Source organism: Allomuricauda sp. TY007 (assembly GCF_010468565.1).
Lineage (GTDB): Bacteria > Bacteroidota > Bacteroidia > Flavobacteriales > Flavobacteriaceae > Flagellimonas.
Genome location: NZ_WUEG01000002.1, coordinates 290,194 through 313,259 on the forward strand (window position 1 = coordinate 290,194; position 23,066 = coordinate 313,259).

17 protein-coding genes are annotated in these 23,066 nt (G+C 41.9%); 13 read left to right on the plus strand and 4 right to left on the minus strand.

All coding sequences use genetic code 11. The features are described from left to right. The first annotated feature begins 88 nt into the window (after positions 1-88). The 8 genes from GO009_RS03280 (at position 89) to GO009_RS03315 (ending at position 8,418) form a co-directional block, all read left to right on the plus strand. Positions 89-1,573, plus strand: a complete 1,485-nt coding sequence (locus tag GO009_RS03280) for a S10 family peptidase (RefSeq protein WP_163624784.1) — start codon at positions 89-91, stop codon at positions 1,571-1,573. Between the two features lie 237 nt (positions 1,574-1,810). Continuing rightward, positions 1,811-2,080 (plus strand): hypothetical protein, encoded by a 270-nt coding sequence (locus GO009_RS03285; RefSeq protein ID WP_163624785.1) that lies wholly within the window; start codon positions 1,811-1,813, stop codon positions 2,078-2,080. A gap of 32 nt (positions 2,081-2,112) precedes the next feature. Further along, positions 2,113-2,808 carry an SGNH/GDSL hydrolase family protein gene (locus GO009_RS03290; RefSeq protein ID WP_313790194.1) on the plus strand — a complete coding sequence of 232 codons (696 nt, stop codon included), beginning with the start codon at positions 2,113-2,115 and terminating at the stop codon, positions 2,806-2,808. Between the two features lie 221 nt (positions 2,809-3,029). Next, a complete protein-coding gene (locus tag GO009_RS03295; protein WP_163624786.1) occupies positions 3,030-4,037 on the plus strand; it encodes a glycosyltransferase in 1,008 nt (335 codons plus the stop codon). Positions 4,038-4,253: 216 nt separating this feature from the next. Continuing rightward, positions 4,254-6,176 (plus strand): BatA domain-containing protein, encoded by a 1,923-nt coding sequence (locus tag GO009_RS03300; protein WP_239057372.1) that lies wholly within the window; start codon positions 4,254-4,256, stop codon positions 6,174-6,176. Then, positions 6,173-7,426 (plus strand): dihydroorotase family protein, encoded by a 1,254-nt coding sequence (locus GO009_RS03305; RefSeq protein WP_163624788.1) that lies wholly within the window; start codon positions 6,173-6,175, stop codon positions 7,424-7,426. The genes GO009_RS03300 and GO009_RS03305 overlap by 4 nt, the downstream gene beginning before the upstream one ends. Next, the gene (locus tag GO009_RS03310) at positions 7,426-7,749 is read left to right on the plus strand and encodes a hypothetical protein (RefSeq protein WP_163624789.1); all 324 of its coding nucleotides are present in this window, start codon (positions 7,426-7,428) and stop codon (positions 7,747-7,749) included. The genes GO009_RS03305 and GO009_RS03310 overlap by 1 nt, the downstream gene beginning before the upstream one ends. Before the next feature lie 9 nt (positions 7,750-7,758). After that, positions 7,759-8,418, plus strand: coding sequence for an alpha/beta hydrolase (locus tag GO009_RS03315; protein WP_163624790.1), 660 nt, complete (start codon positions 7,759-7,761; stop codon positions 8,416-8,418). 243 nt (positions 8,419-8,661) lie between these two features. Here GO009_RS03315 and GO009_RS03320 read toward each other — a convergent pair whose 3' ends face one another. After that, positions 8,662-9,153, minus strand: a complete 492-nt coding sequence (locus GO009_RS03320; RefSeq protein WP_163624791.1) for a hydrolase — start codon at positions 9,151-9,153, stop codon at positions 8,662-8,664. Between the two features lie 5 nt (positions 9,154-9,158). Further along, entirely contained in the window at positions 9,159-9,923 is a 765-nt protein-coding gene (locus GO009_RS03325) for an MBL fold metallo-hydrolase (RefSeq protein ID WP_163624817.1), read from the minus strand. A gap of 89 nt (positions 9,924-10,012) precedes the next feature. Between GO009_RS03325 and GO009_RS03330 the strand changes: the two genes are divergently transcribed. Then, positions 10,013-11,464 carry a TonB-dependent receptor gene (locus GO009_RS03330; protein WP_163624792.1) on the plus strand — a complete coding sequence of 484 codons (1,452 nt, stop codon included), beginning with the start codon at positions 10,013-10,015 and terminating at the stop codon, positions 11,462-11,464. Positions 11,465-11,532: 68 nt separating this feature from the next. Here the strand turns inward: GO009_RS03330 and bcp are convergent, their stop codons facing one another. Beyond that, the gene (gene bcp / locus GO009_RS03335) at positions 11,533-11,985 is read right to left on the minus strand and encodes a thioredoxin-dependent thiol peroxidase (protein ID WP_163624793.1); all 453 of its coding nucleotides are present in this window, start codon (positions 11,983-11,985) and stop codon (positions 11,533-11,535) included. Between the two features lie 55 nt (positions 11,986-12,040). Here bcp and nth point away from each other — a divergent pair, with 55 nt between their 5' ends. After that, positions 12,041-12,703, plus strand: coding sequence for an endonuclease III (gene nth, locus GO009_RS03340; RefSeq protein ID WP_163624794.1), 663 nt, complete (start codon positions 12,041-12,043; stop codon positions 12,701-12,703). A 253-nt stretch (positions 12,704-12,956) separates the two neighbouring features. On the opposite strand, the gene GO009_RS03345 is transcribed toward nth, so the two are convergent. After that, positions 12,957-13,541: an RNA polymerase sigma factor gene (locus GO009_RS03345; protein ID WP_163624795.1), complete on the minus strand. Its 585-nt coding sequence runs from the start codon at positions 13,539-13,541 to the stop codon at positions 12,957-12,959. A 252-nt stretch (positions 13,542-13,793) separates the two neighbouring features. On the opposite strand from GO009_RS03345, the gene uvrA reads away from it, so the two are divergent. The 3 genes from uvrA (at position 13,794) to GO009_RS03360 (ending at position 23,062) form a co-directional block, all read left to right on the plus strand. Then, entirely contained in the window at positions 13,794-16,571 is a 2,778-nt protein-coding gene (uvrA, locus tag GO009_RS03350) for an excinuclease ABC subunit UvrA (RefSeq protein WP_163624796.1), read from the plus strand. Between the two features lie 647 nt (positions 16,572-17,218). Continuing rightward, the gene (locus GO009_RS03355; protein WP_163624797.1) at positions 17,219-22,066 is read left to right on the plus strand and encodes a gliding motility-associated C-terminal domain-containing protein; all 4,848 of its coding nucleotides are present in this window, start codon (positions 17,219-17,221) and stop codon (positions 22,064-22,066) included. Between the two features lie 21 nt (positions 22,067-22,087). Beyond that, a complete protein-coding gene (locus GO009_RS03360) occupies positions 22,088-23,062 on the plus strand; it encodes a type IX secretion system membrane protein PorP/SprF (RefSeq protein WP_163624798.1) in 975 nt (324 codons plus the stop codon). Positions 23,063-23,066: the final 4 nt, after the last annotated feature.

A 23,066-nucleotide genomic window follows, 5' to 3' on the forward strand; every position in this document is an offset into this window, starting at 1 on the left:
CTTAATTCCAGTATTTACAATTCTTTTAACAAGGTAAGAACTTTCAAATTCCCTATTTTTATAAACTTGACTAATTCAACCAGAAAAAATGAAAAAACTCTTACTACTAGGCATGGCGTTCTGTACGTCGTTTGCCTTTGCCCAAAGCAGAAAATTACCCGTTGACACTACAGTAACCACACAACATTCCGTAACCATCAACGGTTCCAACATTGACTACACCGCGACTACGGGAACCCAACCCGTTTGGGATGAATTGGGAGAACCGATTGCATCCTTGCATTACACCTACTACACTAAAAATGGTGTAAAGGATAGGTCTTCGCGACCCTTGTTGATTTCCTTTAACGGAGGGCCAGGTTCTGGTTCGGTTTGGATGCACTTGGCCTACACAGGTCCACGCATCCTAAAAATTGATGATGAAGGGTATCCTGTGCAACCTTATGGCGTTAAGGAAAACCCGTATTCGGTTTTGGACGTAACCGATATTGTTTACGTAAACCCTGTAAACACAGGCTATTCACGTACCATTCCCGAGACAGGAAAAGAAGTGGACCGTAAAAAATTCTTCGGAATCAATGCAGATACCAAATATTTGGCCGAATGGCTGAACACTTTTGTATCTAGGAACAACCGTTGGAACTCCCCTAAATATATTGTGGGTGAAAGTTACGGAGGTACTCGTGTTATGGGACTTTCCTTGGCACTTCAAAACCAACAATGGATGTATTTGAACGGGGTAATTATGGTTTCCCCAGCCGATTACAAAGTATTCCGCGACAACGACCCCGTTTCCAGTGCCTTGAACCTTCCCTATTTTGCTGCCGCAGCATGGCACCACAAAGCCCTGCCATCCGATTTGCAAAGCAAAGACCTGTTGGAAGTGTTGCCAGAGGTGGAAGAATTCACAATTAATGAATTACTGCCTGCTATCGCCAAAGGTGGTTTTATTCTTGAATCTGAGCGCAAAGCTATTGCCGATAAAATGGCGCGTTATTCCGGATTGGATGCAAAAGACATTATTGACCACAATTTGGATGTACCTACGCAATTCTTTTGGAAAGCTTTGTTGCGAGATAAAGGCGGATACACAATCGGGCGTTTGGATAGCCGTTATTTGGGAATCGACAAAACATTGGCAGGAACCCGACCCGATTATTCACCCGAATTGACCTCTTGGCTCCACAGTTTTACCCCTGCCATTAATTATTACTTGCAAGAAGAGCTTAATTTTAAAACTGACATTAAGTACAATATGTTCGGCCCTGTACATCCTTGGGACAATGATGATGATAACGTAAGGGACAATCTGCGCCAAGCGATGGCACAAAACCCATACTTGAACGTTTTGGTGCAATCGGGTTATTATGATGGTGCCTGCACCTATTTTGCTGCCAAGTACACCATGTCGCAAGTAGACCCAAGCGGTAGAATGAAAGACCGATTTGAGTTTAAAGGATACCGTTCCGGTCACATGATGTATTTGAGAAAAGAAGATTTAAAATCGGCCAACGACGATATTAGAGCGTTCATTTTAAGAACCCAAGCCAAAGGAAAGAGCGCGAAATATTAAATCAACTACTTCGGTGGCAAGCCCACGAGGTATTCAAATGAAAAAAATTAATTCATTTCGACGTAGAACGTCGGGGAATCAAACCCTCAATGAGGGATTCAAACAATATTTATAGTTTACAAAAGCGGTATGACATTTTAAGTTATGCCGCTTTTTTGTTGAAGAAAAATCTGAAAATCATCTTTTTATGCAACAATAATTCAATTAATCATACTTATATGGTAAAATATATCAATTATGGGAGGTGAGGGAAGTATGATGCATGCCATAAAAAGCTTAAAGGCCAATCGAAGCATGCTAAAAAAAAGAAAGTTAGCTTCTAAAGATGATGTCTATGGCAAAAAAAACGTTACAAAATTACATTTCAAAAAATCTACCCAACGGGACGTAGCTCGAATCCGAAAAAAAATGTTTATCCAAAAAGAAAAAGAAAAACGGCAGATGTTTTATGCCGTCATAGCAACCGCCCTACTGTTTTTTGTGATGTATTTGCTATTTGTACAATGATAATTTTCTATTTTTAACAAAAACCGCACAAAGTGAAAAAACAAACCATACTCTGGATGATGCTTTCTTTTTTAGGACTGATGGGCACTTCCAAAATCAATGCCCAAGATTGGCCCAATTTGGAAAAGTACAAAAATGCAAATGCAGAATTAGCTGCATCAACCGAAGATGAAAATCGCGTAGTGTTCATGGGCAATTCCATTACCGAAATGTGGAAAGATGCCCATCCTGATTTTTTTAAGGACCATCCTTTTGTAAACCGAGGCATCGGCGGACAGACCACGCCACAGATGCTGCTTCGTTTCCGTCAAGATGTGATTGATCTAAATCCCAAAGTCGTCGTTATTTTGGCAGGAACCAACGATATAGCGGGAAACACAGGCCCAATGACGCTGAAACAAATACACGACAATATCCTTTCCATGGTAGAACTGGCAAAGGCAAACAGCATTAAACCGATAGTTTGTTCCGTGCTGCCTGCTTACGATTATCCGTGGCGTCCAGGGTTGAATCCAAACGTTAAAATTCCAAAGCTAAATGCATTGCTCAAAGATATGACCAAAGCCCAGAACGTAATGTATTTGGACTATTTCTCTGAAATGGTTGATGATAGAAATGGAATGCAGTCCAAGTTAACTACGGACGAAGTGCACGTCACCAAAGCAGGATATGAGATTATGGAGACAATGGTAAAAGAAGCCATTGATAAAGCCTTAAAAAGTTATTGAACTAAACCATTATGGGTTGAAAAACAATGATATTGCAAACAGTTACTGAGTTATTTGGTTAACTAATTGTCCGCAATCAACCATATAAACAAAAAGTTGTCAGGTCGAGCGCAGTCGAGACCTCATTTTTAAGACATTGGGTTCAATAACTTCTCGACTGCGCTCGAAGTGACAGTGCATTTTGGTTGATTGCGGACAATCAGAATTAGTTACCTTGCAGCATGCAAAACGGTAAGGTCAGCATCATCATTCCTTTTAAAAACACCGCAAATTTTTTGCCCGAATGTTTTGATTCCATTGTGAATCAAACGTATACCAATTGGGAGGTTTTAGCCGTTAACGACCATTCCACCGATGAGAGTTTTGAGCTCCTCTCCGCCTACTCCAAAAAAGATGGGCGCATAAAAGTCTTCCAAAACAAAGGCATGGGGATTATTCCTGCGCTCCAAACGGCATACGCCCAAAGTAGTGGGAGCTTTGTGACTCGCATGGATTCTGATGATATCATGAAGCCTACCAGATTGGAGGTAATGGTAAACGCTATAGTTGAAAACGGGATTGGGCATGTCGCTGTTGGACAGGTAAAATATTTTTCCGACCGAGGTATCAGCAATGGTTACGAGCGGTATGAGAAATGGTTGAACCAATTAACATCAACGGGCAATAATTATGATGAAATTTATAAGGAATGTGTGATCCCCTCTCCTTGCTGGATGGTCCACCGTGAAGATTTTGAAAAATGCAAAGGTTTTGAGCCCCAACGCTATCCCGAAGATTACGACCTAACCTTTAGATTTTATGAACATGGATTTAAAATTATTCCATGCGACCAAGTGCTGCACCTTTGGCGCGATTACGATACCCGTACCTCCCGCACCCACGAGCATTACGCGCAAAACTATTTTTTGGACATTAAACTCCATTATTTTATACGGTTGGATTACGATGACACCCGTTCGTTGGTAGTTTGGGGGGCTGGATTTAAAGGGAAGAATATCGCAAAAGGGTTAAAAAGACAGGGGCATGATTTTGTTTGGTTATGTGATAACCCCAAGAAAATCGGCAAAGAAATTTACGGCAAGGAACTCGTCCATTTTGAGGCATTACAAGAACTGGACAATCCACAAAGCATTATCACCGTTGCCAATGAGGAAGCCCAAGAAGAAATCAGGGAATACTTTTCAGAATTGGGACAATCGCCCATGCAGGATTACTTCTTTTTTTGCTGACTAAACCTGTTTCGAGTTAGATTTCTCACATTCGTTCGAAATTGACAATTAAGTATATTCAAGTCATTCGTGTAATTCGTGTCAAAAAAAAATACTTCACTTTGTCCACAATCAAAATAGGTTCATTGATAATTGTTCATTGGCCATTGACAATTGATAAATGAAGTTTGAAATCAGAATGTTTTAATGCCTATCTTTGACCAAGCAATGTTGGGAATGCAGTTTAAACATCCAGAAATTCTTTGGGCACTTTTTCTCCTGGTCATACCCATTTTAATCCATTTATTCCAGTTACGCCGCTTTACCAAAACCCCTTTCACCAATGTAGCCATGCTACAAAAAGTGGTTTCGGAGTCCAGAAAAAGCAATACGTTAAAAAAGTGGCTGCTGCTGTTTACCCGCCTCTTATTGTTGGCCGCCATTATAATTGCCTTTGCACAACCCTTTACCTCTGCCATAACAGCGCTTCAAGAAAAGGAAACCGTTGTTTATCTGGACGATTCTTTTAGCATGCAAGCTAAGAACAATGGTATTTCACTTTTGGAAAAAGCTGTCCAGGATTTAATCAAAAACATTGATGGGGATACGGAGTTCAGTCTGTTTACTAACGAAAAAGCATTCAACAATGTTCGTGTAGCTGACATTCAAAATTCGCTGCTATCGCTCCCCTATTCCTACAAACAACTTAATTTTAATGAGATTGGCCTAAAGGCCAAGAGCATGTTCTCCCAAAATAATGGCACCGTCAAAAATCTAGTTGTAATTTCAGATTTTCAGGAGAGGCTATCTGATGGAAATATCAATTTGGATTCCACTTTATCAGCGTATTTTGTCCCAATGCAAGTACGTAAAGTTCAGAATATTTCCATCGATTCCGTTTTTGTGGAAACAAATGTGAACGATCAGGCTACACTGCAGGTCTTTCTATTTGGTGGCAATGAAGATGAGGCGTTACCGATTTCGCTGTATGATGGAGACGAATTGATTGCCAAAACTGCTGCAAAATTTAAATCAAATGGAAATGCTGAAGTCGAATTTACCATTCCGGCCAGTGAAGAGTTAAACGGACGTTTGAGCATCATCGATAATGCTTTGGGGTATGATAATCGGTTTTTCTTCAACATCAATCCCAAAGAAAAAATTAAAGTTTTGGCCATCAGCGAATCGGACAATGATTATTTAAATCGTTTGTTTCGCGGCAATGAATTTGATTTTCAAAAATATGCTTTGAACCAACTGGATTACAGCAATTTGGATGATAAAAATGTGGTGATTTTGGATAATCTGACGGCAATCCCAAGCAGCCTTCAAAATATCCTGCGCACTTTTAAAAATGATGGTGGTACCTTGGTTGTGGTCCCTGCGATCAATAGTGATTTATCCTCTTACAATACTTTTTTGTCCAGTTTGTCCACAACACAGTTTTCGGAGAAAATCACATCCGATGCCCAATTGACTACCATAACTTTTGACCATCCGTTGTACCGTAACGTGTTTGAACAAGAAGTAACCAATTTTCAATATCCATCAATAAAAGAGTATTTTAATATACAGACTGGTCTTCCTGCTGCATTGTCGATGGATGGGGGTAATGCTTTTTTAGTTGGCAATGATGGTCTGTATGTGTTTACGGCTCCCTTGACATTGGATAATTCCAACTTTATCAATTCGCCTTTGATTGTTCCCACTTTTTATAATATGGCACAATCGAGTTTGCAAACACCAAAGCCCTATCAAACCCTTGGTGAAACAACCACGGTGGATATTTCTGCTCAAATAGGTAACGACGATATTTTAGAGGTTTCCAAGGAGGGGTATGAGTTTATTCCGCTTCAGCAAACGTTTCCCAATCGAGTACGTCTTACTTTCGACCAAAACCCGACCGAAGATGGTATTTATTCCATTTTGCAAAACAACCAACGGTTACAAAATATCAGTTTTAATTACCCGAGAACGGAAAGCCAACTTAAATACCTGGATATCGGAACATTGGAAAATGTAAATACCATGGATACAATTTCGGAGTTGTTCGAATATTTGGAAGCGGAAAGCAACATTACCGCATATTGGAAATGGTTTGTTATTTTAGCGTTGCTTCTGGCGCTTATTGAGGTACTCATTCAAAAATTTGTTACATGAACATTCTGCTGAAGTCTGCAAAAATCGTATGCCCAGAGAACAAGGAACTTCATTTGAAGAAAAGGGATATCCTTATAAAAAAAGGAATCATTGAAAAGATTGGTGCCGCTGTGGAAGCTCCTGCCAATACCAAGGTAGTGGAAAAAGATAATCTACATGTATCCCTTGGTTGGTTCGATAGCAGCGTGAGTTTTGGTGAGCCAGGATTTGAGGAACGGGAAACCATTGCAAACGGGTTGTTTACTGCCGGTAAAAGCGGGTTCACCGATATTGTGCTGAACCCAAATACGAATCCAGTGCCCGATACCAGCTCCGATGTGGTATTTTTAAAAGAACGTGGAATGGGTAAGGCCACAAAGATTTATCCTTTGGGCACCTTGACCAAGAATGCCGATGGTGTTGATCTTGCGGAGCTTTATGACATGAAAAATGCGGGAGCCGTAGCCTTTTACGATTTCAAAAAACAGGTTTCCAATCCTAATCTATTAAAAATTGCATTGTTGTATGCCCAAAATTTTGACGGATTGGTGTATTCCTTTCCTCAAGATGGAGATATTAAAGGAAAGGGTGTGGCGCACGAAGGCAAAGTATCGACCAAACTTGGACTCAAAGGCATCCCTGCTTTGGCCGAAGAACTGCAAGTTGCACGAGATCTTTTTATTTTAGAGTATTCCGGAGGAAAATTACATATTCCGACCATATCTTCTGGGGGCTCGGTAAAACTTATTGCTGAGGCCAAGAAGAAAGGATTGGACGTGACCTGTAGCGTTGCAGTTCATAATCTATTCTTTTCGGATGAAACCCTCGAGGGATTTGATACCCATTTTAAGGTATCTCCTCCCCTACGCACAAAATTAGATAGCAAGGCCTTGATTAAAGGAGTAAAAAACGGAACCATTGATTTTGTGACCTCAGATCATATACCTATGGATATTGAGCATAAACGTGTGGAGTTTGATAATGCCAAAAATGGCAGTCTTGGTCTGGAATCCGCTTTTGGTAGCTTGAATACCATTTTTGAACTGGACGAAACCATTGAATTCCTGACCAAAGGCCGGTCTCGATACCACATTGAAGTACCGGAACTGAAAGAGGGTTCTAAAGCTTGTCTGACCTTGTTCAATCCTGATGGGGAATATACTTTTGAGACAAAGAACATTCTTTCAACCTCAAAGAATAGCATGTTCGTAGGTTCTACATTAAAGGGTAAAGTTTACGGAGTAATCAACAATAATCAAAGTACCATATAATGAGCAATTCCACCCCAGGAAAAACTACTGCAATTGTATCCTACATTACCATTGTTGGTTGTGTAATAGCCATCACCATGAATATTGAGCCCAAAAATGCCTTTGCTCGATTTCATATCCGACAGGCTTTTGGTATTCATGTACTTTTTCATGCCCTGGCTATTTTGCTCACTTACACTGGACTTGTTTACTTATCGTTCCTTATTTATATTTTTTACCTTATTATATGGGTGTTTGGCTTTTTGCAAGTTTTAAATGAAACCACCAAACCACTACCTTTTTTGGGCAAGCACTTTCAAAAATGGTTCACATTCATATCCTAAACTAAAACAATGTCCCTAAAACCCTTATCGTTAGAATATTTACTACGACCATCATCCAAAGTCTCAGGTAAAATCCCTGCGCTTTTTATGTTTCATGGCTATGGCAGTAATGAGGAAGACCTTTTCTCCTTTGCATCGGAACTGCCTGGTGAATTAATGGTAATTTCTGTAAAGGCACCCTATAACTTGGAGCCATTTGGCCATGCATGGTATGCCATTAATTTTGATGCGGAGCAAGGTAAATGGAGCGATGATGAACAGGCTAAGGAATCTAGGGAGAAAATTGTTGCTTTTATTGATGAGGCTATTGAAGCTTACGACCTTGATAAAGATAATATTACGCTATTAGGTTTTAGCCAGGGAACCATTTTAAGTTATGCTGTGGCATTATCTTATCCAGAAAAAGTTAAGAATGTAGTGGCACTTAGTGGATACATCAATGAAAATATTTTGATGGAAGGCTATGCTGATAAAGACCACAGTAATCTTAATTTTTATGTGTCGCACGGGCAAGTGGACCAGGTGATTCCTTTGGAATGGGCTGAAAAATCTCCAGAATTCCTGAAAAAACTGAATATTCCGACTACTTATGAGGAGTTTCCTGTGGGGCATGGCGTTTCACAACAGAATTTTTTTTCGTTTAAAAAGTGGTTGGAGGAGCATGTTTGATGTTTGATGTCTGAAGTCCGATGCACGAGGTCTGGAGTCAGTTTCGCGGTCGGTAGTAACTCTTGTTTTTGAACTTGTTGGGGGGCCGAAGTCGGATGTACGAAGCACGAAGCTGGCAGTAACCCAATAACTTAGTAACTCCGAACTCTGAACTCTGAACTTCAGTCTTGGTTCTTGTCTCTTGATTCTTTTGTCCTTGTTCTATTTTTTCTCTGTTCTTGTTTCTCTTTTGGCACGGATTAATTACTGCGGAGCGTAAAGCAAATGTTCGGCCAAGGTAAAATCCACGCTTAAATCATCTTTTAGCTCATATTTTATAATAAGGTCGCCCCAATATTTTCCATCTGAAAAATCGGCCAAAATCCATTTATGGTTCAACACCTTGATTTTATTGATTTTAAAATCACTTTCCATTCCTTCGTAGGGAATTAAAGGATTATCGCCTTTCTTCTCGTTGGTTTCCAATAATTTATCCTGAATATAGAGTGATGGGTTTTCTAAATTCAAATGGTCGTAATACGCCAAAGCATCATCATTGTTTTCCAAAGTAAAGTATTGCATATCCAATACTTTTAAATGCATGGTCTGGAGAGAATCCTCGAGTTTTACCACCTCTTCTTCAAGTTGTTTTACATCAGAGGTCAATGCTTTTTGCATATTGTTTCCCGTCACATATTGAAACAAAGCCAACAAAGCGGCAAAAACAAACAGGTATAGAAAAATTCTGCTTTTCATCAAATCTAAATTTTAATCTTTAGGTTATCGTAGGCCAAATGTATGTTTTCGGGAAGACTTTTCTCCACTTCTTCATGGAATCCCAACAAAGCACTGATATGGGTAAAATAGGTTTGCTCCGCCCCTACTTTTTCGGCAAACTCCAAAGCTTCCTCCAAATTGAAATGGGAATGGTGCGGTTCTAGCCGAAGCGCATTTACAACCAATACTTTGGCGCCTTTTATTTTTTTGATCTCCTCTTCATCTACCCGCTTTACGTCAGTTAAGTACACAAATTCCCCAAAGCGGTATCCAAAGACCTGTAGTCTGTTGTGAAAGGCTTCTATGGGAACTACATCCAAATCGCCCAACGGAATATTTTTATCCTTTGAAACTTCGTGGACCTGTACTGCTGGTGCGCCAGGATAACGGTCCTCATCTGCAAAAATATAATCAAAACGTCTTCTGAGGGAATCCAAAACCCTTGGATGCGCATAAACCGGAATGTCTCCTTGTCGAAAGAAAAAGGGTCGAATATCGTCAATTCCAGCGGTGTGATCGGCATGCTCATGCGTAAACAGAATCCCGTCCAATTTATCTATGGGGTTGGCCAACATTTGTTGTCTGAAATCCGGCCCGCAATCAATAACGTAATTGTAATTATTCCACGAAATCAATACGGATACGCGCAGTCTTTTGTCTTTGGGATCTTTGCTCAGGCAAACGGGGTGTTTGCTTCCAATTATGGGGATTCCCTGTGAAGTTCCCGTGCCCAAAAAAGTAATGGTCATCTTATCATCCATTAAATCCAAAATTATAACTTATTTATTTAATAGATTGCGTGAAGAGTGTAACTTTGCTTCACATTAAAAAAACGGACATGCCTAGCTTACCAAGCAAAGAAAATGCTTTCGAAAATATTCCTTCCATTAAGGCGAAAACCCTGAGGATAAACTTAAACCGTGATATTTACGGAACCTTTGCCGAGATTGGTGCCGGGCAAGAAACTGCCAGACATTTCTTTAGAGCTGGAGGAGCTTCCGGAACCATAGCAAAGGCGATGAGCGCGTATGATAAATCTTTTAGTGATGCTATTTATGGTGTTGAGGAAGATGGGCGCTACGTTACCCAATCCCGGTTGAAAAAGATGTTGGACCATGAAATGAAGTTGGTCGAGGAACGAATCAGTAGGGACAGCAACCCGGATTATTTGTTCTTCAGTTATGCCAACACTGTGGCAACAATAGATTTTTCCAAACGTTACAAAGGGCATGGATGGGTTGGACTTCGTTTTCAGTTGGATCCGGACCAAAAGGAATACGATGAAATCGTACTTCATATCCGTTTTAAACAAAATGAAGCAAGATTACAGCAAGAAACCTTGGGTATTTTAGGTGTAAACTTGATTTATGGGGCATTTTTCAAGTTCCACAAGCCAAAAAAACTTTTAAAATATCTGTATGATCATATCGACCATGACACTTTGGAAATTGATATGATCAACTTTACAGGGCCCAACTTTGCGGATGTTGATAATAGGTTGATGAGTCTTCAGCTTATAAAAAACGATATGACGGATGCTGTAATGTTCGGCCCGGATGGAAACAACTTGCTTCCGGCGGCTGTACTTTACAAGAAAAACATCTTGGCATTGCGCGGTAGTTTTAGACCAGTGACCAAGGTAAATATGGATATGTTCCAGAAGTCATACGATATCTTTATTCGAGAGCAAACGGTAGATATGGAAAATGCTATTGTTGTTTTTGAGATAACATTATCCAACCTAAAGGCTTCGGGGGAAATTGATGAGCAAGACTTCATGGACAGAGCTGAGCTACTTTGTTCACTCGGGCATACGGTATTGATATCCAAGTTCCAGGAATACTACAAACTGGTAGAATACTTTAATAACTACACCAAGGCCAAAATTGGATTAACAATGGGCGTAAATAACTTGGTGGATGTTTTTGATGAAAAATATTATCGTCACTTGAGCGGTGGCATATTGGAAGCTTTTGGGAAACTGTTCTTTAAGGATTTGAAAGTGTATCTCTATCCCATGAAAGACCCTGAAACCGGACAAATCCTTACAAGCAACAATGTTAAGGTTCATCCTAGAATGAAGGAGTTGTACAAGTTCTTTAAGTACAATGGTAAGGTAATGGACATCATTGATTATGATCCTGATATTCTCCACATTTTCTCTAGGGATGTACTCAAACAAATCATCAACAAAGATGAAGGATGGGAAAAAGAGCTTCCTGAAGGTATTGCGGAAATCATAAAAGAGAAAAACCTGTTCACCAGGAAGGTTCTGGAAGAGAAGGAATAAGAAAAAAGGCGCTGATTTCAGCGCCTTTTTTCTTGTGTGATACCGTCTATTTGGAATGTCAGTAAAGGTTATCCCAAAATCTGTGCAGCATGGTCCTTAGTCTTTACTTTCTCTATAACATTTTCTACTACACCATCGCCATCAATAACAAAAGTGGTTCTGTGAATGCCATCATATTCCTTGCCCATAAACTTCTTAGGGCCCCAAACGCCGAAGGTATTGATTACGGTATGGTCTTCGTCGGCCAATAAAGGAAATGGGAATTCATATTTGTTCTTGAAATTCGATTGTTTCTTTTCCGAATCTGCGCTTACACCCAAGAGTTCATAGCCTTGTGCTTGTAATTCCTTGTAATTGTCGCGGAGATTACACGCTTCGGCCGTGCAACCTGGTGTATTTGCTTTGGGATAGAAAAACACTACCAGCTTCTTCCCTTTATAATTACTGAGATTAATTGTGTTGCCGTCTTGGTCTTTTGCTGAAAAATCAGGTACTTTATCACCTACTTTTAACATATTCATGTGCGTTGCTCTTGAATTAATTGTTTAATATTCACTTTATCAAAGTTAAACAAATATGACCAAACAAGAAAAGGTTGAATTCACAATCAAAACCTTGAATGAACTCTACCCCACAATACCCATTCCTTTAGATCATAAAGACCCTTATACCTTATTGATTGCCGTATTGCTATCTGCCCAAAGCACTGATGTTCGGGTCAATCAAATCACCCCCTTATTATTTGCAAAAGCAGATAACCCTTTTGATATGATAAAACTTTCAGAGGAAGAAATCAGGGAAATCATCAAGCCAGTAGGCCTTTCGCCTATGAAGTCGAAGGGAATTTATGGGCTTTCAAAAATTTTGATAGAAAAATATAATGGGGAAGTTCCAAGGAATATTTCCCTGTTGGAAGAATTGCCTGCCGTGGGACATAAGACCGCCAGTGTTGTGGTTTCCCAAGCCTTTGGAATTCCTGCCTTTCCTGTGGACACCCACATTCACCGGTTGATGTACCGTTGGGGTTTTAGCAATGGTAAGAATGTGGTGCAGACCGAGCGAGATGCCAAGCGATTGTTCCCCAAGGAGATTTGGAACCGTTTACATCTTCAAATTATTTGGTACGGTAGGGAGTATTCGCCTGCAAGGGGTTGGGATTTGGAAAAAGACATAATTACGAAGACGATTGGGAGAAAAACCGTGATCAACGAATATTATAAAAACAAAAAGAGCCGCTAATTGCGGCTCTTTTCGTCAGTTTGATCCTTAAATTAATTCAATGTTACTTCAAACTGGTGTTTTTTGTAGTCAACTACATGAATCGATTTTGAAAAGCTAAGCAAGAAATCAACAGTTTTCTGGCTCGCTTTTACCGTTTTTACGGATTTTTGTTCTTCAGAGTAAATGTTTTCCATATTCTAGCGTAAGTAATTGTTTCCATTATATAACGGCGCTAGTTTGGAAATATTGCAGGCTTCGACGTAATGCTCGATTAATTCGTTAAAACGATGTTCTTTCTTTCTACGATTTTTCTCAAATTAATGAGTGCGTAACGCATTCTTCCCAAGGCCGTATTGATGCTAACGTTTGTGTTTTCGGATATTTCCTTAAAACTCATATCCTTGTAAATACGCATGATCAATACTTCTCTTTGGTCGTCTGGCAACTCATCAATCAAAAGGGTAAGATCGCTTTCGATTTGATCTTTGATGATTTGCTTTTCGGCATTCAACTTCTCATCGTGAATAACAGAAAAGATGTTGAAATCGTCGCTGCCCTCAAATTTGGGCATTCTTTTGTTCTTACGGAAGTGGTCTATTACCAAGTTGTGTGCAATGCGCATCACCCAAGGTAAAAATTTACCTTCTTCGCTGTATCTTCCCTTTTTTAAGGTCTTGATAACCTTGATAAAAGTGTCCTGGAAGATGTCCTCTGCAACATCCCTGTCCAAAACTTTGCTATAAATAAAGCTGGTGATTCTTTGGTTATGCCTGTTGATCAGAATTTCAAGAGACTTTTCGTCTCCGTCAATGTAATTCTTTACTAAAATCGAGTCATTAATCTGTAGCTGTTCCATACAAATTACTTTTTTTGGGTTAAAATCACAGTCCTCCCTTTAAAAAGGAAAACCTTAGTTATTCAGTTTTTAATCTTTAAAAAGTAATTATTCTGTATAGGCCTATCAGGATTTTAATTACACTTCAAATATAGATAAATAGCTAGGCGATCTAAAAATCTATGTTGTGAGTTGACGATTTTTATATGTTAACTGATGCAATATACGTATTAAGTGTGGCGTATCGTATCTTTGAGACCCTAATTTTAACGAATGGCAATCAATATAAACGTAGATCCCAAGCAGAATATTATCATAAAGGGTGCCAAACTGCATAACCTTAAAAACATAGATGTTGTCATCCCAAGAAATAAATTGGTGGTTATCACAGGTTTATCCGGTTCGGGGAAGTCTAGCCTAGCTTTTGATACACTCTACGCCGAAGGCCAGCGTAGGTACGTGGAGAGTCTTTCCTCCTACGCACGACAGTTTTTGGGCAAACTGGATAAACCGAAGGTAGACTATATTAAAGGTATAGCCCCCGCCATTGCCATAGAACAAAAAGTAAATTCCACCAATCCACGATCTACGGTCGGGACCACCACCGAAATCTACGACTACCTAAAGTTGTTGTATGCTCGCATCGGGAAGACCCTATCCCCTGTTTCTGGAAAGGAGGTAAAAAAACATACGGTTACCGATGTCATTAATTATATAAAGGAGTTGAACGAAAGAGACAAACTCCTGTTATTGGCCCCTATAACCATTAGTGAAGAACGGGAACCTTTAAAATCCTTGGAACTTTTCTCCAAACAAGGGTATGCCCGTATTAAATATAAAGGAGAGGTCATTCGGATTGATCAAGCGCCAGAAGATATTGGTAGAGAATTTGATTTGGTCGTAGATCGTATCATTGTAAAGGATGATGAGGATTTTTATAACCGCTTGGCCAATGCTGTGGACAATGCCTTTTTTGAAGGAAAAGGCCAATGCGCCATCGAAAACCTTCAAACCGGAGAAGTAAAGACCTTCAGCAACCAGTTTGAGTTGGACGGAATGAAGTTTTTGGAACCGAACGTTCACCTGTTTAGTTTCAATAACCCATATGGGGCCTGTCCCAAATGTGAAGGGTATGGGGATGTAATTGGTATTGATGAAGATTTGGTGATTCCCAACACGGCCCTATCCGTCTATGAAAATGCCGTTTTTCCTTGGCGTGGCGAAAGTATGAGCTGGTACCGCGACCAGTTGGTGAATGCCGCCTATAAATTTGATTTTCCAATCCACAAACCTTGGTTTGAACTTTCCGAAGAACAAAAACAATTGGTCTGGGACGGGAACGAACATTTTATAGGAATCCATAAGTTTTTTGAACAGCTAGAAGAGAAGAGTTATAAAATCCAAAACAGGGTGATGCTTTCCCGTTACCGAGGCAAAACAAAATGTACCGTATGTAAAGGAAAAAGACTGCGTAAAGAAGCTGATTATGTTAAAGTAGGTGGCAAATCCATTTCAGATTTGATTGAACTGCCCATCAACCAGTTGACACCATTTTTTGAAGCATTAGAGCTTTCTGAACACGATACTTCTGTTGCCAAGAGACTATTGACCGAAATCACTACGCGATTAGGCTTTTTGGACAAAGTAGGTTTGAGTTACCTCACTCTGAATCGAAAATCGAACACACTTTCTGGTGGTGAAAGCCAACGTATCAATTTGGCCACCTCGTTGGGAAGCAGCTTGGTAGGTTCCATGTATATTTTGGACGAACCGAGTATTGGATTGCATCCTCGAGACACCGAGAATTTGATTGAAGTGCTCAAATCGCTTCGAGATTTGGGCAATACGGTTATTGTAGTGGAGCACGATGAAGATATTATGAAAGCTGCCGATGAAATCATCGACATTGGCCCCGAAGCTGGAACGCTGGGCGGAAAAGTGGTGGCTACGGGAGATTGGGAAGCAATCCTTCAATCAGATTCCTTAACAGCATCTTACCTTAATGGAACTATGGAAATCCCTGTTCCTGAAGAACGAAGGAATTCCAAACACTACATTCAAATAAAAGGGGCACGCGAAAACAACCTTAAAAATATAGATGTTACTTTTCCTTTAAATGTGCTTACCGTGGTCACTGGCGTATCAGGAAGTGGAAAAAGTACTTTGGTCAGAAAAATTCTGTATCCGTCTATATTAAAGGAAACAGGGGGCTATGGCGAAAAAGCAGGTCAATTCTCTTCCATGGATGGTAAGTACGCCCATATTAAACACGTGGAATTTGTGGATCAGAATCCTATTGGACGATCTTCTCGCTCCAACCCTGTTACCTACATAAAGGCTTATGATGATATCCGAAGTCTGTTTGCTTCACAAAAATTGAGCAAGCTCCGAGGATACAAAGCCAAGCATTTTTCATTTAATGTTGATGGTGGTCGATGTGAAAAATGTAAGGGCGAAGGTGAAATCACTGTAGAGATGCAATTTATGGCCGATGTGCATTTGGAATGCGATGCATGTGCAGGCAAACGCTTCAAAAAAGATATTCTGGAAGTACAATTTGAAGGAAAGAACATCGACGACATCCTTAATATGACCATTGATGATGCCATTGAACATTTTTCAAATCACAAGCAGGAAAAAATTGTAACCAAATTGAAGCCTTTGCAAGATGTTGGTTTGGGCTACGTGGCTCTAGGCCAGTCCTCCTCTACCCTATCTGGTGGTGAAGCGCAGCGTATAAAACTAGCTTCGTTCTTGGTAAAAGGACATACCAAGGAAAAAGCCTTGTTTATTTTTGATGAGCCAACGACTGGACTTCACTTCCATGACATTAAAAAATTGCTTAAATCCTTTGATGAACTTATTGGCAAAGGACATTCCGTAATCGTAATAGAGCATAATATGGAACTCGTAAAATGTGCGGATTATATCATCGACCTTGGTCTCGAAGGTGGAGAAAAAGGCGGGAATTTAGTTGTGGAAGGAACTCCCGAGGAGATTGTCAACAATAAGGAATCCTACACAGCAAGGTATTTGAGGGAAAAATTATAAAAAGTCGGATGTCGGAATCCCGATGCACCAAGTCAGAAGTATGCAGTTTGTAGTAACTCAATAACTGAAAACGTAGTCCGAAGTGTCACGTTGAGCGCCCGCCTGCCGGACGGGTAGGCAGTAGAAACGTCCGAAGTCGAAAGTATGCAGTACACAGTTTGCAGTAACCCAATAACCAAATAATTTGGTCCGAAGTATCACGTTGAGCGCAGTCGAAACGTCCGAATTTGGAAGTACGCAGTTTGCAGTAACTCCGAACTCATAACTCATAACTCCAAAGTCTTGAACTTGAAACTTGAACTTACTACTTGAGTTCCAAACTAAATCTATTGCGAATTAAGAATCACGTTCACAAGACCAAATACTGCACTTAAGTTGTGTACAAACAACAATGTAAGTATACTACTACCTAGTTTGTAAAAAAGAAAATACATAAAGTTTTAGCAGCCGTAATTGTTGATTTTTTCTATCAATCCAAACCCCTATTTCGTCAATTTACCAATGGCATCCATCAATTAAACCACTAGGTATATTGATGCGCTTCTTAATATTGCAGGTCACAAGTTAACATTGTAGCCATGTTCCTCTCCAAATCTATATTACAAAAGAAAAAATACGTTGTTTGTTTTATCCTACTTTCAATTTTATTGATTTCTAACTTACTTGGAAACAAAGGTTCCCATACAATAAATGAAACACGCTACTCAAAAGGGCCAATAATTAAAAGTGAGCTCCCTATTTCTTTTAAAACTTCTGCGACCAATGACTTATTTGCCCCGGGTATTGCTGCAATCCTTCAAACTCAAACACTTACCTATAACAACAATACACCAGGTTGTACCTATATCGAGTTTCGGATATTGATTTATAATAAAAGTACCAACAACGAATCCCTAGAAAATGTGACTGTGAGTATGGGAGCAGGTATAACCATCAATTTTAAAGATGGCGATGACAACAATAACGGCCAATTGGATATAGATGAAACATGGACATATCAAGGCAAACGAATAATTCTTAAAAGTGAAATAGAAAATGGTATTGCAGAGGATCAGGCCGCAGTAAAGGCTGATGTGGTAGGCCAACCAGGGGTCATAGTGAGCGACCTGTCAGACGGAGCATTACATGATTGGGATAATCCCACAAAAACGTTTTTAGATGATTGTGGTACTGGCATCTCCTTACTTTTGACAGGGGTAACTACAGGCCCTGGGGGAAATGGAGACCCGGGTTGTTCCGGTATCGAGCTCACCTACGAGCTGCACCATACCAGTGACGTCCCCGGCGAAACGTTTGAATCCATTGTCCTGAACGATTCCCACCAAGGTAATATTATAGCTCCGGATAGTGGGGACGATATCAACTTTGGACACCTAGATCCAGGTGAAGTATGGATTTACAAAGTTGCCTATGTGCCTACCGCAGAAGAATACTTGGCAGGTAGTATGTTGGTTCAAGGCTACGTGGAAGGAGTCACCACTCTTGATGCCAATATTATCGTCAATGACCTTTCAGATTACGTTAGTTTGGATGAGGATAGAAAAACGGCAATAGACCTATCTTCTTGTGTACCAAAAATAAGCCTTATTAAAAAAGGTGTAACCACAAACGGTTTAGGGGAAGAAGGGGGTTGTAGCCAAATAGCGTATTCGTTTTCGGTGACCAACCAAAGCGGCCCCGATCAAGTACTTGGGAATATATCGCTGGCAGATTTAGATCACCCAGGGCTTTTAATACAAGGCCCCATGGGAGATATCAACAACGATGGTCTCATGGATCCAGGAGAAACTTGGGACTATACGGCCAATTACCAAATTACTGCGGATGATATCAACGCTGGTTCTGTAGAGAATCAGGCTCGCGTCGGGGCCGAGCTATTGGGGCCAGTGAATATTACCCTCGAGGATTTTTCCGATTATGAAAGTACCGATGAAGACCGTCCCACCGTGGTGGACCTTTCTGCCTGCGTCCCAAAAATAAGTCTCATAAAAAAAGGTGTGGCCACTAATGGTCTTGGAGAGGAAGGAGGTTGCAGCCAAATAGCGTATTCCTTTTCGGTGACCAACCAAAGCGGTCCCGACCAGATACTGGAAAATATAACATTGGCAGATTTAAATCATCCTGGGCTTTTAATACAAGGCCCCGAAGGAGACATCAACAATGATGGCCTTATGGATCCAGGGGAAACTTGGGACTATACAGCCACTTATCAACTAACTGCGGATGACATCAATGCAGAACAGGTAGAAAATCAGGCACATGTAAAGGCAAAACTCCTAAGTGCAGATATTGATGTTGAGGATTACTCCGATTATGAAAGCATTGACGAAGACCGTCCCACCGTAGTGCCGCTCGTCAATTGTGCCCGCATGGGGCTCATCAAAACTGGTGTTCTTAGTGAAGATTGCACATCCATTGATTACACTTTTACCCTTACCAATGAAAGTGGTGACGATCAAATATTGGAAAATGTGGTGCTGAACGATTTAAACCTACCCCTCGTCATTGAAGGTCCTGAAGGTGATGCGAATAACAATACCCGCTTGGATATAGATGAAACTTGGACCTATACCGCCACTTATGCCCTAACACAAGCCGATATTGATGCCGGACAAGTGGATAATCAAGCTATGGTCTCTGCCAATGTTCTTGGACTTCCAGACCTGATAATAGAAGATTTATCCGATGACAATAGCATTGATGAAAATGACATTACCTCTATTGATGTATCTAGTTGTCAAATTAGCTCACCATCCATTGGTTTGATAAAATCAGGTGTTTTGATAGATGTCAACACCGATGGCTGCGACGAGAGCATCCGATATACCTTCGCCGTGACCAACACAGGCGATGTGGACCTGGATCAGGTCACCGTCAACGACCCCTTGCTCGGTGGTGTACTCGCAGGCCCCGTAGCGGGCAGCGACGAAGGGAACGACGGCATCCTCTCCATCGGCGAGAGCTGGACCTACGAGGCACTCTACGCCTTTACCCAGCAGGATATCGACAACGGCAGCGTGGCCAACTCCGCCACGGCCTCCGCACAGATTCTCGGCACCGATACCGAGGTACAGGATCTGTCCGATGACGACAGCCTATTGGAAAATAACCCCACCAATACCACGGTGCCCAACGATGCCTGTATAAACGGCAGTGCCGGCATCGGGCTGATAAAAACAGGAGTCCTTGCAGATGTCAACACCGATGGCTGCGACGAGAGCATCCGATATACCTTCACCGTGACCAACACGGGCGATGTGGACCTGGACCAGGTCACCGTGGACGACCCCTTGCTCGGTGGTGTACTCGCAGGCCCCGTGGCGGGCAGCGACGAAGGGGACGACGGTATCCTCTCCATCGGCGAGAGCTGGACCTACGAGGCACTCTACGCCTTTACCCAACAGGACATTGATAACGGCAATGTGGCCAACTCCGCAACGGTCACCGCACAGCTATTGGGCACCGACACCGAGGTACAGGACCTGTCCGATGACGATAGCTTGTTGGAAGATGACCCCACCAACACCGCGGTGCCAAACGATGCCTGTACCGACGGAAGCGCGGGAATCGGGCTGATAAAATCAGGAGTCCTTGCAGACGTCAACACCGATGGCTGCGACGAGAGCATCCGATATACCTTCACCGTAACCAACACGGGCGATGTGGACCTGGACCAGGTCACTGTGAACGACCCCTTGCTCGGTGGTGTGCTCGCCGGACCCGTGGCGGGCAGCGACGAAGGGAACGACGGTATCCTCTCCATTGGCGAGAGCTGGACCTACGAGGCCCTCTACGCCTTTACCCAACAGGACGTCGACAACGGCAGCGTGGCCAACTCCGCAACGGTCACCGCACAGCTATTGGGCACCGACACCGAGGTACAGGATCTGTCCGATGACGACAGCCTGCAGGAAGATAACCCCACCAACACAGTAGTTCCAAACGATGCCTGTATAAACGGCAGTGCCGGCATCGGGCTGATAAAATCAGGAGTCCTTGCAGACGTCAATACCGATGGCTGCGACGAGAGCATCCGATATACCTTCACCGTGACCAACACGGGCGATGTGGACCTGGACCAGGTCACCGTCAACGACCCCTTGCTCGGTGGTGTGCTTGCAGGCCCCGTAGCGGGCAGCGACGAAGGAAACGACGGTATCCTGTCCATCGGCGAGAGCTGGACCTACGAGGCACTCTACGCATTTACCCAGCAGGACATCGACAATGGCAGCGTGGTCAACTCCGCCACGGTCAGCGCACAGCTATTGGGCACCGACACCGAGGTACAGGACCTGTCCGATGACGATAGCTTGTTGGAAGATGACCCCACCAACACCGCGGTGCCCAACGATGCCTGTTTAAACGGTAGTGCAGGTATCGGGCTGATAAAGACTGGAACCTTGACAGACGTCAACACCGATGGCTGTGACGAGAGCATCCGATATACCTTTACGGTCACCAATACCGGCGATGTGGACCTGGACCAGGTCACCGTGGACGACCCATTGCTCGGCGGTGCACTTGCCGGCCCCGTGGTGGGCAGCGACGAAGGGAACGACGGTATTCTCTCCATCGGCGAGAGCTGGACCTACGAGGCCCTCTACGAAATCATCCAACAGGACATTGACAACGGCAGTGTGGTCAACTCCTCAACGGTCACCGCACAGCTATTGGGCACAGACACAGAGGTGCAGGACCAATCCGACAACAATAGTCTATTAGAAAATGACCCTACCACTGTCATAATTGTTAACGATGCCTGTACCACTGGTGGAGCAGGTATTGGATTAATAAAAGAAGGGGAACTTTTTGATGCTAACTATGATGGTTGTGATGATAGCATCCGATACACCTTTACTGTTACGAACGGAGGATATGTTGATCTGGAAGAAATTAAGTTAACTGATGATTTGCTTGGCGGTACAATAACAGGTCCTTTGTTAGGAAATGATATCAATGAGGATGGGGTTTTATCTGTTGGGGAAAGCTGGGTTTATGAAGACACTTATCCCCTTGCCCAAGAGGATATCGACGAAGGTTTGGTCACCAATCAAGCTACGGTCATGGCCAAAATCAAGGGAATGGAAGTCCAGATTATGGACCTATCTGATGACAATAGTATTCTTGAAAACCAACAAACCATAACCTTCGTACCCAATTACAGTTGTAGCGGAGGAGTTCCAGACCCAGATTTTCAAATATTTACGGGAATCACGCCCGACGGTGATGACATTAATGATTATTTCAGAATAAACAATATTGAAAATTATCCGGATAACGTCCTAAAAATCTTCAACAGATGGGGTGCACTCGTCTATCAAGCCGAAGGATATGGGTTGGATGGCAATTATTTTACGGGTATTTCCCAAGGCAAGGCCACCATCCAACAGAAAAGGGAACTCCCTAGCGGAACTTATTTCTACACCCTTTCCTTTACGGGGCAAAACCCTGGTAAGGAAAACTATTCAGGCTACCTCTACATCAACAGGGATTAACTGAAAATATACCGACACAAAATGAAGCCCAAAAATAAGTCACAGTTAAACAAAAAGTTCTATTGGTTATTGACGATGCTTGTTATTTCCTGCATTCATACAACTTATGCCCAACAAGACCCACAATACACCCAATACCTCTACAATACCCAAATTGTGAACCCCGCCTACACAGGTTCTAGGGAAATGTTGAGTTTTGGGATTTTAGGACGTATGCAATGGGTAGATATAGATGGGGCTCCGCGAACAGGTACACTCACTGTAAGTTCGCCCATAGGAGCATTGGACAATATGGGGCTTGGGCTGTCCATTGTGTATGATCAGATAGGTCCGGCCACCGAATCCAATGCCAATGTGGACTATTCCTATTCCATTCATCTTGATCGGCACGATGTGAGCAAGCTTTCATTTGGCTTAAAGGCTGGAATGGATGTATTGGATGTTGATTATACCAAATTGACCATCCATAATCCCAATGACCCTCATTTCCAGAATACGGTGGATAATAAAATTCAGCCCCAAATTGGAGCCGGATTATATTATCACACCCAAAAGTTTTATGCAGGTTTTTCAGTTCCTAACTTTCTTAATTCCAAACATTTTGATGAATCATCCTTAGAGAATGGAGAGTTGAACAGCATAGCAATAGAACGTTTGCACTACTTTTTTATAACTGGATATGTGTTTGACCTTGGCCCGAACCTAAAATTTAAACCTGCAGGCTTGACCAAGTTTGTAAGCGGAGCGCCGTTTCAATGGGATTTGTCCGCTAATTTTTTGATTAACGAAAAACTTACACTAGGAGCTTCATACAGGTGGAATTCATCAATCAGTGCATTGGCCGGGTTTCAAATATCCCAATCCATATTCGTCGGATTGGCTTATGACTATGATTCAACTACTATAAAGGATTACAACAATGGCTCTTATGAAGCCGTAATCCGCTTTGATATATTAAATACACTGGATAAAGTCCTAACCCCAAGATTCTTTTAAATGC

What these genes read in the sequence shown, in the direction of transcription:
- GO009_RS03280 (WP_163624784.1), top strand. Translation starts at nt 89, where the DNA reads ATGAAAAAACTCTTACTACTAGGCATGGCGTTCTGTACGTCGTTTGCC.
- GO009_RS03360 (WP_163624798.1), top strand. Translation starts at nt 22,088, where the DNA reads ATGAAGCCCAAAAATAAGTCACAGTTAAACAAAAAGTTCTATTGGTTA.
- GO009_RS03295 (WP_163624786.1), top strand. Translation starts at nt 3,030, where the DNA reads ATGCAAAACGGTAAGGTCAGCATCATCATTCCTTTTAAAAACACCGCA.
- GO009_RS03320 (WP_163624791.1), bottom strand. Translation starts at nt 9,153, where the DNA reads ATGAAAAGCAGAATTTTTCTATACCTGTTTGTTTTTGCCGCTTTGTTG.
- GO009_RS03345 (WP_163624795.1), bottom strand. Translation starts at nt 13,541, where the DNA reads ATGGAACAGCTACAGATTAATGACTCGATTTTAGTAAAGAATTACATT.
- GO009_RS03310 (WP_163624789.1), top strand. Translation starts at nt 7,426, where the DNA reads ATGAGCAATTCCACCCCAGGAAAAACTACTGCAATTGTATCCTACATT.
- GO009_RS03300 (WP_239057372.1), top strand. Translation starts at nt 4,254, where the DNA reads ATGCAGTTTAAACATCCAGAAATTCTTTGGGCACTTTTTCTCCTGGTC.
- GO009_RS03315 (WP_163624790.1), top strand. Translation starts at nt 7,759, where the DNA reads ATGTCCCTAAAACCCTTATCGTTAGAATATTTACTACGACCATCATCC.
- GO009_RS03325 (WP_163624817.1), bottom strand. Translation starts at nt 9,923, where the DNA reads ATGACCATTACTTTTTTGGGCACGGGAACTTCACAGGGAATCCCCATA.
- bcp (WP_163624793.1), bottom strand. Translation starts at nt 11,985, where the DNA reads ATGAATATGTTAAAAGTAGGTGATAAAGTACCTGATTTTTCAGCAAAA.
- GO009_RS03330 (WP_163624792.1), top strand. Translation starts at nt 10,013, where the DNA reads ATGCCTAGCTTACCAAGCAAAGAAAATGCTTTCGAAAATATTCCTTCC.
- GO009_RS03285 (WP_163624785.1), top strand. Translation starts at nt 1,811, where the DNA reads ATGGGAGGTGAGGGAAGTATGATGCATGCCATAAAAAGCTTAAAGGCC.
- GO009_RS03305 (WP_163624788.1), top strand. Translation starts at nt 6,173, where the DNA reads ATGAACATTCTGCTGAAGTCTGCAAAAATCGTATGCCCAGAGAACAAG.
- nth (WP_163624794.1), top strand. Translation starts at nt 12,041, where the DNA reads ATGACCAAACAAGAAAAGGTTGAATTCACAATCAAAACCTTGAATGAA.
- uvrA (WP_163624796.1), top strand. Translation starts at nt 13,794, where the DNA reads ATGGCAATCAATATAAACGTAGATCCCAAGCAGAATATTATCATAAAG.